Origin of the sequence: Segatella bryantii (assembly GCF_022024215.1) — a bacterium.
In the GTDB taxonomy this organism is placed as follows: Bacteria; Bacteroidota; Bacteroidia; order Bacteroidales; family Bacteroidaceae; genus Prevotella; species Prevotella bryantii.
Genome location: NZ_CP091798.1, coordinates 1,403,375 through 1,419,127, shown reverse-complemented (window position 1 = coordinate 1,419,127; position 15,753 = coordinate 1,403,375). Strand labels below are relative to the sequence as shown.

The window sequence follows — 15,753 nt, the reverse complement described above, 5'->3', positions numbered from 1 at the left end:
TATTAATCAATTAATTGAAATAATTTCTGAATTTTTGGAAGATAGTCTGTTTGGTAGAATGATCTCCCTTAAAATTTTCGCTATCGCGAAGATCTTCAATAGCTTTACGTTCTTCTTTTGTTAATGTCTTTGGAACGAATACACTTATATTCACAACTAAATCACCAGTTCCATTCCCGTAGCCTTGTACAGCAGGTAGACCTTTTCCTCTAAGGCGTAGAGTCTTGCCTGGTTGAGTACCAGGTTCTATATTTATGGTAACAGTTTTGTTGTCAATAGTTGGAATTTTAGCTTCGCCTCCTAGTGCTGCAGTTGGAAAATCTAATAACAAATTGTAAATGACATCATTTCCATCACGTACAAATACATCGTTTGGTTCTTCCTCGATGAATACTTGGATATTTCCAGGTACGCCATTATGTTTTCCTGCATTACCTTTACCAGGAACATTGACTACCATGCCTTGTGACACGCCTGCAGGAATCTTGATTTCGACAACTTCTTCACCTTTTACGACTCCTTCTCCGTGACAGGCAGAGCATTTATGAGTAATAACGGTTCCTTCTCCATGACAAGTAGGGCATTCTGCTTGTGTTTGCATCATTCCCAACATTGTACGAACAGTCTTTACAGTAACACCACTACCATGACAAGTTGGACATGTCTCTGGTTGAGATCCTCCTTCAGCACCTGTACCGTGACAATGTTCACAAGTAATATCTTTACGAAGTTTGAATTTTTTGGTTACACCTGTTTGAATCTCACTTAATGATAGTTTTACTTTTAATCTGAGATCAGAACCGCGGAATCGTGCTTGGGTATGACCTTGGCTTCTGCCTCCAAAGCCACCAAAGCCACCACCACCGAAAATATCGCCAAACATAGAGAAGATATCCGACATATCCATGCCAGCACCTCCAAAGCCACCAGCCTGCGGACCATCAAATCCGAACTGATCATATTGACGACGTTTTTCTTCATCTTGAAGTACGCCATAAGCTTCTGCTGCTTCTTTGAATTTTTCTTCAGCTTCAGCATTTCCTGGATTACGATCAGGATGATACTTGATGGCTATTTTTCTATAGGCTTTCTTGATTTCATCTTGCGAAGCATTTCTGTCAACACCTAATACTTCGTAGTAATCTCTTTTCTGTGCCATTTATTCTTTAGAATATTTTTTTCTTGAAAATTACTGACCAACTGCAACTTTGGCATGACGAATCACTTTATCATTCAGAGTATAACCTGCTTCTACACAGTCTATAATCTTACCTTTTTTATCATCACCCATACCTGGTACCATAGCTATTGCTTCGTGGTATTCAGTGTTGAAATCTTGGTCTGTAGTCTCGATTTTCTTAACACCCATACCTTCTAAAGTTTTGTTGAACTTTTTGTATATAAGTTCAAATCCTTCTTTAATAGCTTTGGCATCTTCGTTTTTATCAGCGATAGCACGTTCAAAATCATCAAGAATTGGAAGAATAGCAGAAATAGTCTTTTCGCCACCGTTAAGGATTAATTCAGCCTTTTCTTTCAGTGTGCGTTTACGATAATTATCAAATTCTGCAACAGAGCGCAAATATTTATCTTTGAGTTCAGCTATTTCAGCTTGTGCTACTTCCAGAGGATCCTTTTCTTCAGTATTGTCAGTTGTTTCCTCATTTTTATTAGAGTCTTCTGCCTTTTTGTCAGTATTATCCTCTTTGTCAGTTTCAGGATTCTGCTGCTGGGCTTCATCCTTTATTTCTTCCTCAGGCTTATTGTTGCCGTCTTCGACTTTAATTTTCTTTTCTTTTGCCATAATTATAATTTCTTTTGTATATTATGAAGCAAATAGTATGCCAATATTAATTATTGTACATTTGAGTTTTTAGAGCTTTAATATCCTCATCATAGATATACTCATCGTAACTCATCATTTTGTCGATAGTACCATTTGGAGTTAATTCAATTATACGATTAGCCACAGTCTCAATAAATTCGTGGTCATGAGAACTGAAAAGAACATTACCTTTAAATGATACCAAGTTGTTATTGAAAGCTTGTATACTTTCCAAGTCAAGGTGGTTAGTAGGAGTATCGAGGATAAGACAGTTCGCATTTTGAAGTTGCATACGTGCAATCATACATCTCATCTTTTCACCTCCGGAAAGAACATTTACTTTCTTCTCAACTTCTTCTTGACGGAATAACATTCTTCCTAGGTATGCTTTCATAGCAACTTCGTTTCCTGGGCCATATTGACTGAGCCATTCTACCAAGTTTTTGTCACTATCAAAGAATTTTGTATTGTCGACAGGAAGATAAGCTGTTGTAATAGTTACACCCCATTTGTATTCACCTGCATCTGCTTTTCGATTACCGTTGATAATTTCAAAAAGTGCAGTCATAGCTTTAGGATTATGGCTGAGGAATACTATCTTTTGATCCTTTTCAACAGTAAAGTTTACATGATCAAAGAGAACCGTTCCGTCTTCATCTACTGCTTTCAGATTGTCTACCTGTAGAATTTGGTTACCTGGTTCGCGATCCATTTGGAATATGATTCCTGGATATTTACGGCTTGAAGGCTTGATTTCTTCGATATTAAGTTTAGACAACATTTTTTTACGAGATGTTGTCTGACGACTTTTGGCAACATTGGCAGAGAAACGGCGGATAAACTCTTCTAGCTGCTTTTTCTTTTCTTCAGCTTTCAACTTCTGATTTTGTGCCTGACGTAAGGCTAACTGACTACTTTCATACCAGAAACTGTAGTTACCTGCAAATAATGTAACTTTACCGAAGTCGATGTCGACAGTCTGTGTACTTACAGCATCAAGAAAGTGACGGTCGTGACTTACTACCAATACGGTCTGTTCTATATTTCCAAGATAGTCTTCTAGCCATTCTACTGTATCAAGGTCAAGGTCGTTAGTAGGCTCATCTAGCAAAAGATTCTCAGGGTTACCAAAAAGAGCTTTAGCAAGAATAACACGAACTTTCTGGTTGTTGCTGAGATCAGACATCTGCATGTTATGATATTTTTCTTCGACACCAAGATTTTGGAGCATTTGAGCAGCATCACTTTCTGCTTCCCATCCATTCATCTCTGCAAATTTTTCTTCAAGCTCTGCAGCACGTGTTCCATCTTCTTCTGTCATTTCAGCTTTTGAATAAAGCTCCTCTCTTTCCTTCATGTTCTTCCATAAAGGTTCGTGACCCATCAAAACGGTATCGAGTACGCGATATGCATCATATTTAAAGTGATCCTGTTCCAATACAGACAAGCGTTCTCCAGGTCCGAGCTCTATAGTACCTTTGTTTGGCTCTAATTCTCCACTTATAGCGCGAAGTAAAGTTGATTTTCCGGCACCGTTTGCACCGATTACGCCATAGATGTTGCCATGTGTAAATTTTAGATTTACATCTTTGTAAAGAACTCTTTTTCCAAACTGGATTGCAAGATTTGTAACTGTTATCATTTTATTGTTTTTACCTTATTATATAATAATTGGGTGCAAAGATACTATTTTTTTTTGTAACTTTGCACCGAAATGAAGAATTATACACAATATGGTCGTTCTAACGACTATGCACATTACACGGTTGATAAGCCTGCTTTACTTTTGGAATGGCTTCTTGAGAATGTAAAAGGGGAGAGTAAAAGTAAAATTAAGGCAACACTACAAAATCATGGCATTCGCGTGGGATCAAAGGTAATAACCAAATTTGATTACCCGCTTAAACCTGGTATGAAAATCCATATCAGTAAAAATAAGCGTAATAATGCTTTTAAGAGTAAGTGGATGAAAATTGTCTATGAAGATCAATACTTGGTAGTTATTGAGAAAAATGCTGGTATCTTGTCGATGGCGGCTGGACATTCTTCACTGAATTGTAAGACTGTACTTGACCAGTATTTTAATGAAACTCGTCAGCATTGCCAAGCTCATGTAGTTCATAGGCTCGATCGAGATACAAGTGGCTTGATGATTTATGCGAAAGACAAAAAAACAGAGTTGTCACTTGAGGAAGATTGGCATAATACTGTATATGATCGTCGCTATGTAGCAGTGGTTTCTGGTGAAATGCGAGAGGATGAAGGTACGGTGGCAAATTGGCTGAAAGATAATAGGGCTTATATTACTTTCTCTAGTCCAGTTGATAATGGTGGTAAATATGCTGTCACTCATTTTCGTGTGTTAGATAGAACTCCAAATCATAGTTTAGTTGAATTTAAGTTGGAAACGGGACGAAAAAATCAAATTCGTGTACATACGGCAGATATGGGACATCCTGTTTGTGGTGATATAAAATATGGCAATGGTGACAATCCACTTGGTAGATTGTGCCTTCATGCTTATGTTTTATGTTTTGTGCATCCTGTAACTCATAAACGATTAGAGTTTGAAACCCCAATTCCTGGTAATTTCCGTCATCTGTTCAAATAGTAGCATGATGGACAAAAATGATAATTATCCTTTTTTATTATGAATAATTTTTCTTTTTATATAGTAGCTTTACTTGTCGTTGTTGTTGGCTTTTTGATTGTTAAGAAAGTTACAACATGTCTTTTTAAAACGATAATTGGAATTATAGCTTTTGCTGTTATTCTTGCAATTTATTATTTATATTTTGCTTAAGTTTGTCAGTTGTATTTGAATTTTGATGCATAAGTCGTCTCATGGTTTGATTATTTATGATGGACATGCTATAATATCTCCAAAACGAAAGTTCTATTTTTTGCTATATTTGATTGAAAATCAGTATATTGCTTCGCTGATTTGATAAATGCATGGTAGAAATATAGTGTTTTTGACTTAAAAACATCGTATTTATGCAGTGAAGTCATAGTGTTTATCTGCTCAGCTGTATGTTTTTACTCATCACCAGTTATGTTTTTGCTGGAAGTGAGGGTAGGGGGTTATTACAAAATATCAAATGGATAGGATAAAATTTGAAATTTTCAAGTGATGTGACGATTCCTGTTGGCTACATTTCTTGATAGTTTATTTTACAGATAATCTAACAGACTGTAAAGAAAATCTGCAGTAGTTCGACTATTATTGTTGTGACAAAATTCAGTGCTTTGATAACATTCTTATGCTCTATTATGAAATACTTATATTGCTTGATAATTTAGGTAATGTATATAAAATGAAAAGGATGCTTGCCCATATAGGTCCGCATCCTTTTCAATTTTACTTCCTAAACTTATGTTCAGGAAAAAATTTTCTTAGAGGTAATTTGTGTTAATTAAGAAATTTAAGCGAATTTTGAAACATTCCTAAAATCACTTTCGGGAAATGCTTCAAGTAGAATTATATGTAAAACTTCAATCTATTTTTGTTTTCTATTTCAAAATTAATAAAAATCTTTTTATATTACAAATTTTGTACGCTTTTTTTAAAAAAAAACGGAATTTTTGGATAATTTTTTCGAAAAATAGACAAATAATAATGACCTTTTATTCTTAGTTAGATTCTTTTCCTGTTTCATTTTGATCGGATGATTTCTTTTCTTGTTTTTCATCACGATATTTACTAGGAGTTATTCCGATTTTATTTTTAAAAATTCTAGTAAAATATACAGGATCATTGAATCCGCATCGATATGCGACTTCTGCAATTGTGCAATTATCTCCTTCTAGATACATACATGCTTTTTTTAGTCTAAAATCACTGATAAATTCCTTAGGGCTAAGGCCAGTAAGACTCTTTACCTGGTTATAATAGCTGGTACGGCTAAGATGACTTTGTAGTACCATATCTTCTATTTTAAGACCACTTTCAGAGTAATGCTGTTCAAGCCAGTCAAGTTGAGCTTTGACAAAATCGTAATCTTCTGTATGTTGAAAAGCAATTTCGTCAGGGCCAATTTTGAGTATATGCATTTTTGCTAAATTCTCTTTTACCATTTTCTTACGCCACCAGAAAAAGACGAAGATGGCGGATAGTGTTAGGATAATATATATCCAAATGGCAATAGAAGATGCTAAAAAATAAGGTGGCACTATTACTGTTATAACTTTTTCATCATATTGTTCTTTAGAAGCAAATGGTAATACTGCGCGTACTCGGAATTTATAAGTACCAACTGGAATGTCACTAAAGCTTACCATTCTATCTTCTGGAGCATTATGCCATTCTTTATCATGCCCTTCTAGTTTGTAGAGATAATGTACACGATGTTGTAACTGATAATTTAAAGAAGCAAATCTAAATGAAAAAACGCTTGTTCGAGATGGCAGTTCGACTACACCGCTATCAGGTATATAGTAATCATAGGTATTTGTTAATCGAGGAGATTGGAGCTTATCGTTGATATAGAAATCTGTGATAGCTAATTTCAATTGACTACCAGAAGGGGTACCCAATTTATTACAATCTACCAAATAGTAACCGTTAAGAGTTCCAAATATCATTTTACCATTAGGCAAAGTGATAGCTCCCCCTTCACTACAAGTTACTTCACCAACACCATCTGATATGGAATAAGTGGTCAAGAAGTCTTTTTCAGGATTGTAGCTGCAAATATTTTGATCGCTTGAGAACCAAACATCACCAGAATGGCTAAAGGTAATGCTATGAATCTCATTACTAGGTAGTCCATTTTTTTCGGACAAAACCTCAAAGCGATAAAATGCGGAATCCGGTACATATTTAGCTTTAGCCAAACCTCCACCATTTGTAGCAATCCACATATTATTGTTCTTGTCTCGAGCAATTTCGATAATATCATCAGAGAAGAGCTGGCCATTTATGTCTGGTGTCTCAGGGAGTGGGGCTGCTATATATTTGCCATGTGCTTTATGAAATACGAGAATACCTTCAGAGGTTCCTGCCCATATTTCTCCATTTCCTGCCATACAAACAGTTCTTGCCTTTTCATAGGTATTTGATAGACCCGTTATAGGCAGAAACTTTCCATTTTTATAAGCCTTGATTCCTTGTCCATATGAGGCAATCCAAATTACACCATCTTGATCTTCAACAGTTGTATATGTTTTGTCTGTAAGAATAGGTTTATTATTTCCTAAGATGAAGAGACCTTTGTCTTTATTTGAAATCCAAATTCGTCCCTTACGATCTTGCATCATACCATAAATTCTCCCTCCGAGTGATTGTATGAGTTTTTTAGTACCGTCTGCCATAACCTGGTAGATATTACCTTTTTTGTTGCCAACAAGTAGGCGATTTCCTACTTTGTCCCAAAGTATAGCTCGGGTTTCATTTATTGCATATTCATTATTTCCAGGGAAAAGATAGTAGCGGTGTATACGTCGATGTATGAGTTCAAGTCGTTCTAAACCCCTACGGATGGTACTAATCCATAATACACCTTCAGGTACTACGTTATAGGTAGAAACTGTATTGGAAAGGTCCCAAGAATTTGCTGGGTTATTGTGGAAATAGTTGATTTGATCTAGGTTCCTATCATAATATCCAAAGCCACCGTGATTCATTTTAATCCACATGGTGTTACCAAATTCAAAGATTTTGGCACCTTTAACATCAGTTTCTGGCGCAGGAACATCTTGATTGAAATTTTTGATGATGCCACTTTGAAAATTATAATTCGAAATACCAGGATCAGTAGTGGTAAACCATAGTAATCCATGCTTGTCTACATATAATGAAGTGATATTTAGTTTAGTATGCATATCGTATTCTTTCATAAGCTTTTGTGGTTTATGAATATCGAATTGCAATACTTGTCCTTTCTTTGTGCCAATAAACATATTTCCTTGATGAAATAACATGGTACTGATGTTATTATCCTTGATGTTGTTTGGTCTGGATAAAGTATGTGTTTTTAAATCTAGCAAAAACAAACCTTTATCAGAACTAAACCATAATTTGCCATTGTTATCAGTAACCATGTTGGTAATGTCAAGATGAGCAATTTTGTATAATTCATTACAAAGTTTGCCATCAAGCATAGAAAAACGGTAAATACCTTTTCCTCGGATAAATGCATAGTAAGAGCCATCTTGTCCCATTAGTGTTAGTTCATGAGTACATTTTAAATTGGCTCCATCTTGTTTATTGAGAAATGCAGACTGAATGCAATCTGTTTTTCTGTTCAGAACAAACAATCGATGATCATACATTAGCATCCATATGTTACCTTCTAGGTCTGGAGAAAGTGTTAAAATTCTGTTGTGTAAATGCGGAATGCAACTATTCTTGCCTGTGGTATAGTTAGTGAAATTAAACCCATCATAGCGTGTTAGACCACTCCATGTACCAATCCAAATATATCCATAAGAATCTTGTACAATGTCAGATATGGCATTGCTAGGAAGCCCTTCAGCAGTTGAATAGTGCGTATGTGTTGCTTGATATTCCAGACTGAATGTTTTAAGGCTTATGACTGAGAATATGACGACGGCCCATAGGCGAATACTTAATCTAATCATCTGCTATATATTCTACTTTTCACTTGTTTTTGTTGGTCGAATTTATTTTTGCAAATATACAAAATAAACCCGATAGCGCAAAATGTTATCGGGTTTATCGTTTGTAAGAAAGTTATATTATTTCTAAAATAGTGAGTAGAAATTATGCTTTCATTAAGAATGATTTGAATGCGTTAAAATCATTAGGCATATTAATGCTTTGCTTTTTACCTTTCATGAATTCTGCTAAGCGTGTAGGAATGTCGATGTCTTGATTAATAATATCATCAACTTTTTCTTTAAATTTAGCTGGGTGTGCAGTTTCAAGGAATATACCAACTTCTCCAGGTTCCAAGTTTTCTTTAAGAGCCCTGTAGCCACAAGCCCCATGAGGATCAAGTATATATTTAGTTTCGTTGTAGCATTGGTTCATTGTTTCTTTAATCTGTTCGTCAGTATATGTCGCGCCACTAATCAAGCTTGTAATATCTTTGTGGCTACCATCGAATAAATCATAAATTCGAGCAAAATTTGAAGGGTCACCAACATCCATGGCATTGGCAAGAGTCTGTACAGATGGCTTTGGATTATATTCACCTGTTTTCAAATACTTATAGAAAATATCATTGGCATTATTGGCAGCTATAAATCGTTTAATAGGTAGCCCCATTTTATAACCAAATAGTCCTGCACAAATATTTCCAAAATTGCCGGAAGGAACGCAAACTACTAAGTTTGATTTATTGTTTCTTTCTAAAATATTAGCTTTTTTAAGCTGTGCATAAGCATAAAAATAATAGAAAGCCTGTGGCAAGAATCTAGCTACATTAATGCTGTTAGCAGAAGTCAGTTTCATGTGTTTATTCAATTCTTTATCCATGAAGGCTTTTTTTACCAATGCTTGACAATCATCAAACACACCGTCTACTTCGAGAGCTGTGATATTCTGTCCGAGTGTAGTGAACTGACTTTCTTGAATTTTGCTTACTTTTCCTTTAGGATAAAGTACATATACATGTATACCGTCTACACCAAGAAAGCCATTAGCAACAGCACTTCCTGTATCTCCAGAAGTCGCAACAAGTACGTTGATGTCTTTTGCGCCTTCCTGTTTTACAAAATATTGTAAGAGACGAGCCATAAATCTTGCGCCTACATCTTTAAATGCTAGTGTAGGGCCGTGGAAAAGTTCCAAAGAATAAATATTATCTTCTACTTTTACGGCAGGAACATCAAATGCTAGTGTGTCATAAACGATTTTCTTCAGAGCTTCAGGTTCAACATCTTCACCGAAAAAAGCATTTGCAACCTTATAAGCTATTTCTTGGAATGATAAATCCTCAATGTGGTCGTAAAATTCCTTTGGTAATTTATTAATAATTTCTGGCATATACAGACCTTTGTCTGGTGCCAGTCCTTTTACTACAGCCTCATGGAGGGTAGCAGTTTCTGCATTTTTGTTGGTGCTATAATATTTCATATGTTTAGTATTTCATAAATGTGTCCATAAATTGTTGTAATTCTATTAAGCCATATTCTCCGGTTGTACAGCTAACTTCGTCATACTGTTGTACCATATCGGCTTGTATTCCTTTGTACCAAATAAGAAATGGTACAGGTTCTTTTACATGAGTTCGTATTTCGACGGGTGTAGGATGGTCTGGAAGAACAGCGATGCATACGGGTTCATTCCAGGTCATTATTTCATTATAAATAGGTTCAATAACTCTATGATCAAGATATTGTATGGCATTAATTTTTAATTCGAGATCGCCATCATGCCCAGCTTCGTCCGTAGCTTCAAGGTGAAGATATACAAAATCCTGTTTTTTGAGAGCATCTATTGCAGCTTTTGTTTTACCTTCATAGTTGGTGTCTGCCAAGCCGGTTGCTCCTGGAACTTTAATAATATCTAGTCCAGCATAATGTCCTATTCCACGTATAAGATCGACTGCGCTGATAACGCTACCTGATTTTATGGTAGGGTACATTTGCATTAAAGTCTTCATGCTTGGTCGATATCCGCCACTCCAAGGCCAAATAGAGTTAGCTTGTCGTTTTCCTGATGCTGCCTTATTCTTATTATATGGATGTTCTGACAGTAATTGTTGACTTTTTAATATCAAGTCATTTATAAGATCGGCAGTTTCTTTACCTGATAGACGAACTTCTCCTGTAGGTTTTCCATCTAATCCTATAATAGGCTCATGTACATCCTCCCATCCTGGCTCGCTTTTTACAAGAAGAGGTTTCCATTCTTCATTCGGGTGATCGTGTGGAGGAGCACATACGATGTGCTTACTTGCGTATTTTATAATGAGAAGGTGACGATATTGTATACCTGTGATAAATTTCACATGTTCATTCCCAAGTTTTTCATTTAAGTATTTCATGAGAATGTCTCCATCTTCTGTAGACAAGTTACCTCCATTGTGTGTTATAATTTTCCCGTCTTCCAAATAAATGACGTTACAACGGATAGCCATATCTTCTGGAGCCATTTCATAACCGATAGAAGCAGCTTCCAAAGGACCTCTTCCTTCGTATACCTTATTTAAATCGTAGCCCATGATAGCCGTGTTTGCTACCTCAGAACCTGGCATAAAACCTTCAGGGACAGTAATTAATCTTCCCGTTTTTCCTTCTTTAGCAAGGAGATCCATATATGGAGTTTTTGCATATTGAAGTAAAGTCTTACCACCAAGTTTTTCTACAGGGTGATCAGACATTCCATCACCTAAAATAATAATATGTTTCATTTGGTAATCCTTTTATATATTGGCTATTGACATGATATTTGCGAATACACCAGCAGCAGTTACGCTAGCTCCTGCTCCGTAGCCTTGAATTAGCATAGGGAATTCTTTGTAGCGTTCTGTGGTCAACATTACAATATTGTTTGAACCTTCTAAATCATAGAAAGGATGTCGCATGTCTATTTCTTGTAAACCTACACTGGTTTTGCCTCCTTCAAAAGTAGCGACGAATCTCCAACGCTTCTTTTCAGCCTCAAGTTTCTTTCTTTTGACCTCGAATTCTGCATCTAATTCAGGAAGGCGCTTCCAAAAGTTTTCGACATTTCCCTCAAAATATTCTTTTGGAATAAATAGATTTTTTTCGACATCTTCTTGTTCCACTTTGTATCCAGCTTCGCGACTCAGTATAACGAGTTTGCGAACTACGTCTGTGCCGCTCAGGTCAACTCGTGGATCAGGCTCTGCATATCCTTCTTCTTTGGCTAAGCGAACAGTTTCAGAGAAAGGACAATCAGAAGATATTTTATTGAAAATATAGTTTAATGTTCCGCTTAAAACTGCCTGAATCTTAAGTATTTTGTCACCAGAGTTACGTAAGTCGTTTATAGTGCCAATAATAGGAAGCCCAGCTCCTACATTTGTTTCAAATCTGAATTTCACGCCTCTAGATAGAGCTGTGTTTTTTAATCGAATATAGCTAGTGTAATCACTAGATGCTGCAATTTTATTTGCTGCTACTACAGACACATTGTGATCTAAGAGGCTTTGATAAAGAGCGGCCACGTCTTTAGATGCTGTGCAATCTACAAATACCGAATTGAAAATATTCATGGCGATAATGTGGTCTCGAAGTTTTTCCGGTGAACTCGTTTCACTCTTTTTGAGTTCTGCCTTAAAGTTATCCAAATTTAGACCATCTCTATTGTAAATTGCATTATGTGATGAAGCAATACCTACAACATTCAATTTTAGACGACTTCGCTCTTTTAGTTCCTCGTATTGTTTTTTTATCTGTTCTATTAGTTTTCCTCCTACTGTACCAACGCCACAGATAAATAGGTTGAGTACTTTGTAATCTGAAAGGAAAAAACTATCATGGAGAACGTTCAAGCTTTTGCGTAGAACGTCGGACTTGACAACAAATGAAATATTCGTTTCAGATGCACCTTGGGCACAAGCAATAACACTAATACCACTCCTGCCTAGGGTGCCAAAGAGTTTACCTGCAATACCTGCTGTGTGTTTCATTTTTTCGCCGACAATAGCTACAGTAGCAAGGCCTTTTTCTGCGTGCATAGGGAACATGGCGCCATCTTCTATTTCTGCAGCAAATTCATGGTCAAGAACTGCTACTGCAGCATCAGCATCTTCTTCTTTTACGCCTACAGAAGTAGAATTCTCAGAAGAAGCTTGGCTCACTAGGAATACAGATATTCCTTCTTTGGTGAGAGCTGTAAATATTCGTCTATTGACACCTATGACACCAACCATAGACAAACCGGTAACAGTGATTAATGCTACACCATTTATAGAAGATATACCTTTTATCAGTTTATCATCTTCTTGGATATGATTTAAGATAATGGTTCCTGGATTATCTGGGTTGAATGTGTTCTTTATTCTGATAGGAATATTTTTCACACATACAGGATATATCGTTGGGGGATATACGACTTTAGCTCCAAAGTTGCAAAGCTCCATTGCTTCTATATAACTGAGCTCAGGAATTGTATATGCGTTTTTTATGATGCGTGGGTCAGCTGTCATGAAGCCGTCTACATCTGTCCATATTTCAAGAACTTCAGCATCAAGAGCTGCTGCAATAATAGCTGCAGTGTAGTCACTGCCACCTCTTCCTAAATTGGTGATTTCATCAGTATCTCTGTCTCGTGAAATAAATCCTGGAACGAGTGATATACGTGGAAGATCTTCAAATGTATCTTTTACTAACTTGTTCGTCAGTTCGCTATCTAACATGTTTTTGTGATTCTTCCATTCCGTTTTGATGAAATTACGAGAATCAAACCATTTAGCACCTTTGATTAGACTGGCTACGATGTTACTAGAAAGACGTTCTCCATAGCTGACAATGGCATTCTGTGTTTTAGGGCTTAAATCGTGTATCAGATAAACACCATAATAGATACTCTTCAATTGTTCAAAGAGCTGATCAACTGTGTTAAACAGATTTTCGCGTTTTTTGGTATCAGTAATAATGGTGTCGATCATCTTATGATGACGGTCTACCATGGCATCAAATTGATCTTTCCAACGATCGTTGTGTTTTAGTGCTAATTGTGATGTAGAAAGCAATTGGTCAGTAATTCCACCAAGTGCACTAACAACAACTACTACTGATTGCTTTTTCGCTTCAGCTTCTACAATATTCTTTAAACTCAGAATACTGTCTACGGATCCAACTGAGGTTCCGCCAAATTTTAATACTTTCATACTTTTTTAGATTAACGGCCCCGAAACGGACGGGGGGATAATTTTTGTAAATGAGTGAAATAGAATAAAGAGAACCAACGCTCAAAGACGCCTACCTAACAACAGAGGCGAAATTGATTACTGGGTTTCTCTCTCTTCGAATTTCGATGCAAACAATAGTTTGCTAACTCTGTACGTTTGCAAAAGTACTAATTTTATAAGGTTATACCAAGAAAAATATAAAAAATTGTAAGTAAAACTTTTGAAAAAGCAGATTATTGTAATCATAAAGGTCGAATATATCTTTTTTTAAATAGCTAAAAAAAAGAGTTGCTATCTATCACAGACAACAACCCTTCAGGTGAATAAATAACCTCATATTAATCACTGACCGCAAAGTTATCTATATTTTTTGAGAAGTCCAAACTTCTTTTAAATTTATTTTAAATAGACCGCTTTCTTATGTAGAAAGTGCTGTATTTTGAAAAAAAATGAGTAAGTTTGCGTTTAAAATAAAGTAATATGATTGAAGAATATCAAATTAGAGTGTTGCCTCAGGTTGCAGCTAATGAGGAAAATATTAAGTTATATATCTCTAAAGAGAAGGGATTAGATGTTCGTACTCTGAATCAGGTACGAATTCTTAAAAGAAGTATAGATGCACGTCAGCGTCAAATCTTTGTAAATCTTTCTTTGCGCGTATATATCAATGAGTATCCTCAAGACGATGCTTATGAGCATACAGAATACCCTAATGTTGAGTCGTCGTCACCGGTTATAGTTGTAGGTGAGGGGCCTGGTGGCCTTTTTGCGGCACTTCGTTTGATAGAGTTGGGCTTCCGGCCAATTGTTTTGGAAAGAGGCAAGGATGTACGCAGAAGAAAAGTGGACTTGGCCAAGATAACTAAAACACAGAAAGTTGATGAGGAAAGCAATTATTGTTTTGGAGAAGGCGGAGCCGGCGCTTATTCTGATGGTAAATTGTATACTCGAAGTAAAAAGCGAGGTAATGTAGTAAAAATACTCAATGTCTTTTGTCAGCATGGTGCCTCTACTTCAATATTGTCTGATGCTCATCCTCATATTGGTACAGATAAATTACCTCGTGTAATAGAAAATATGAGAAACACAATCTTGAAGTGTGGTGGTGAAGTTCATTTTGAAACTAAAATGGTGAGACTGATTTTAGAACAGAATGGCGCAGAAAAATCAGTCGTAGGCGTAGAAGCCTTGGATTTAGTTACTCAAGCAGAAAAGATATTTCGTGGCCCTGTTATTTTAGCCACGGGCCATTCTGCTCGAGATGTTTATCGCTATTTGAGTGAAGCAAAAATAGAAATAGAAGCAAAAGGAATTGCTGTTGGTGTAAGGTTAGAACATCCTTCTCTTTTAATCGATCAGATACAATATCATAATAAAAATGGTAGAGGTAAATATCTCCCTGCTGCAGAGTATTCATTTGTAACGCAAGTAGAGGGGCGTGGAGTATATAGCTTTTGTATGTGTCCTGGTGGTTTTGTTATTCCTGCAGCTACTGGACCTCAGCAGTTAGTAACCAATGGTATGAGCCCTGCAAATCGAGGAACTGCATGGTCTAATTCTGGTATGGTGGTTGAAATGCATCCAGAAGATGTAGAGGGAGATGATCCTTTATGTTTAATGCGGTTCCAAGAAAAACTAGAAAAAGACTGTTGGCTACAGGGTAATATGAAGCAGACGGCTCCAGCTCAACGTATGGCAGATTTTGTTAATGGTCGATTGTCATATGATTTGCCAAAATCTAGTTATGCACCAGGGCTTATTTCAAGTCCTCTCCATTTTTGGATGCCTGAATTCGTGGTGAAACGTTTGCAAGAGGGTTTTAAAACTTTCGGAAAACATGCCCATGGATTTCTTACAAATGAGGCCGTAATGATTGCGACAGAAACAAGGACATCTTCTCCTGTCAGAATTTTAAGAGACCGTGAAACTTTAGAACACGTTCGGATTAAAGGACTATTCCCTTGTGGTGAAGGAGCTGGATATGCTGGTGGAATCGTAAGTGCTGGTGTGGATGGAGAACGATGCGCTGAGGCTTGCTCTGCTTATTTAAAAGCGTTATAATCATTAAATATTCTAGTGTAAATGAGGCTCTTTTGTTATAGAAAAACAAAAGAGCCTCATTTTTTGATTTATAAATTA

Annotated in this window: 9 protein-coding genes; 2 read left to right on the top strand and 7 right to left on the bottom strand. The window is 36.4% G+C overall.

Features of this window, described 5'->3' with window-relative positions; all coding sequences use genetic code 11:
* Window positions 1–10: 10 nt before the first annotated feature.
* Genes dnaJ through L6471_RS10010 form a run of 3 tightly spaced genes read right to left on the bottom strand, consistent with a single transcriptional unit; the run spans window position 11 to window position 3,467 of the window.
* The gene (gene dnaJ, locus L6471_RS10020; protein ID WP_006283160.1) at window positions 11–1,159 is read right to left on the bottom strand and encodes a molecular chaperone DnaJ; all 1,149 of its coding nucleotides are present in this window, start codon (window positions 1,157–1,159) and stop codon (window positions 11–13) included.
* Window positions 1,160–1,189: 30 nt separating this feature from the next.
* A complete protein-coding gene (locus tag L6471_RS10015) occupies window positions 1,190–1,807 on the bottom strand; it encodes a nucleotide exchange factor GrpE (RefSeq protein WP_371262731.1) in 618 nt (205 codons plus the stop codon).
* Between the two features lie 43 nt (window positions 1,808–1,850).
* Window positions 1,851–3,467 (bottom strand): ABC-F family ATP-binding cassette domain-containing protein, encoded by a 1,617-nt coding sequence (locus L6471_RS10010; RefSeq protein ID WP_006283162.1) that lies wholly within the window; start codon window positions 3,465–3,467, stop codon window positions 1,851–1,853.
* A gap of 72 nt (window positions 3,468–3,539) precedes the next feature.
* Here L6471_RS10010 and L6471_RS10005 point away from each other — a divergent pair, with 72 nt between their 5' ends.
* Window positions 3,540–4,436 carry an RluA family pseudouridine synthase gene (locus L6471_RS10005; protein ID WP_006283163.1) on the top strand — a complete coding sequence of 299 codons (897 nt, stop codon included), beginning with the start codon at window positions 3,540–3,542 and terminating at the stop codon, window positions 4,434–4,436.
* Window positions 4,437–5,458: 1,022 nt separating this feature from the next.
* Here L6471_RS10005 and L6471_RS10000 read toward each other — a convergent pair.
* The 4 genes from L6471_RS10000 to thrA form a co-directional block, all read right to left on the bottom strand.
* Window positions 5,459–8,407 (bottom strand): two-component regulator propeller domain-containing protein, encoded by a 2,949-nt coding sequence (locus tag L6471_RS10000; protein WP_039870948.1) that lies wholly within the window; start codon window positions 8,405–8,407, stop codon window positions 5,459–5,461.
* A 142-nt stretch (window positions 8,408–8,549) separates the two neighbouring features.
* On the bottom strand, window positions 8,550–9,866 hold the full coding sequence (gene thrC, locus L6471_RS09995; RefSeq protein WP_074613760.1) for a threonine synthase: 1,317 nt from the start codon (window positions 9,864–9,866) through the stop codon (window positions 8,550–8,552).
* Between the two features lie 4 nt (window positions 9,867–9,870).
* Window positions 9,871–11,145, bottom strand: a complete 1,275-nt coding sequence (locus tag L6471_RS09990; RefSeq protein ID WP_237797283.1) for a cofactor-independent phosphoglycerate mutase — start codon at window positions 11,143–11,145, stop codon at window positions 9,871–9,873.
* Window positions 11,146–11,157: 12 nt separating this feature from the next.
* Window positions 11,158–13,593: a bifunctional aspartate kinase/homoserine dehydrogenase I gene (gene thrA / locus L6471_RS09985; protein ID WP_027452871.1), complete on the bottom strand. Its 2,436-nt coding sequence runs from the start codon at window positions 13,591–13,593 to the stop codon at window positions 11,158–11,160.
* Window positions 13,594–14,094: 501 nt separating this feature from the next.
* Between thrA and L6471_RS09980 the strand changes: the two genes are divergently transcribed.
* On the top strand, window positions 14,095–15,675 hold the full coding sequence (locus tag L6471_RS09980; protein WP_006283169.1) for an NAD(P)/FAD-dependent oxidoreductase: 1,581 nt from the start codon (window positions 14,095–14,097) through the stop codon (window positions 15,673–15,675).
* Window positions 15,676–15,753 lie beyond the last annotated feature (78 nt).

Coding starts and splice junctions, on each gene's coding strand:
- dnaJ (WP_006283160.1), bottom strand. CDS start 1,159: ATGGCACAGAAAAGAGATTACTACGAAGTATTAGGTGTTGACAGAAAT.
- L6471_RS10010 (WP_006283162.1), bottom strand. CDS start 3,467: ATGATAACAGTTACAAATCTTGCAATCCAGTTTGGAAAAAGAGTTCTT.
- L6471_RS10005 (WP_006283163.1), top strand. CDS start 3,540: ATGAAGAATTATACACAATATGGTCGTTCTAACGACTATGCACATTAC.
- L6471_RS10000 (WP_039870948.1), bottom strand. CDS start 8,407: ATGATTAGATTAAGTATTCGCCTATGGGCCGTCGTCATATTCTCAGTC.
- thrC (WP_074613760.1), bottom strand. CDS start 9,866: ATGAAATATTATAGCACCAACAAAAATGCAGAAACTGCTACCCTCCAT.
- L6471_RS09990 (WP_237797283.1), bottom strand. CDS start 11,145: ATGAAACATATTATTATTTTAGGTGATGGAATGTCTGATCACCCTGTA.
- thrA (WP_027452871.1), bottom strand. CDS start 13,593: ATGAAAGTATTAAAATTTGGCGGAACCTCAGTTGGATCCGTAGACAGT.
- L6471_RS09980 (WP_006283169.1), top strand. CDS start 14,095: ATGATTGAAGAATATCAAATTAGAGTGTTGCCTCAGGTTGCAGCTAAT.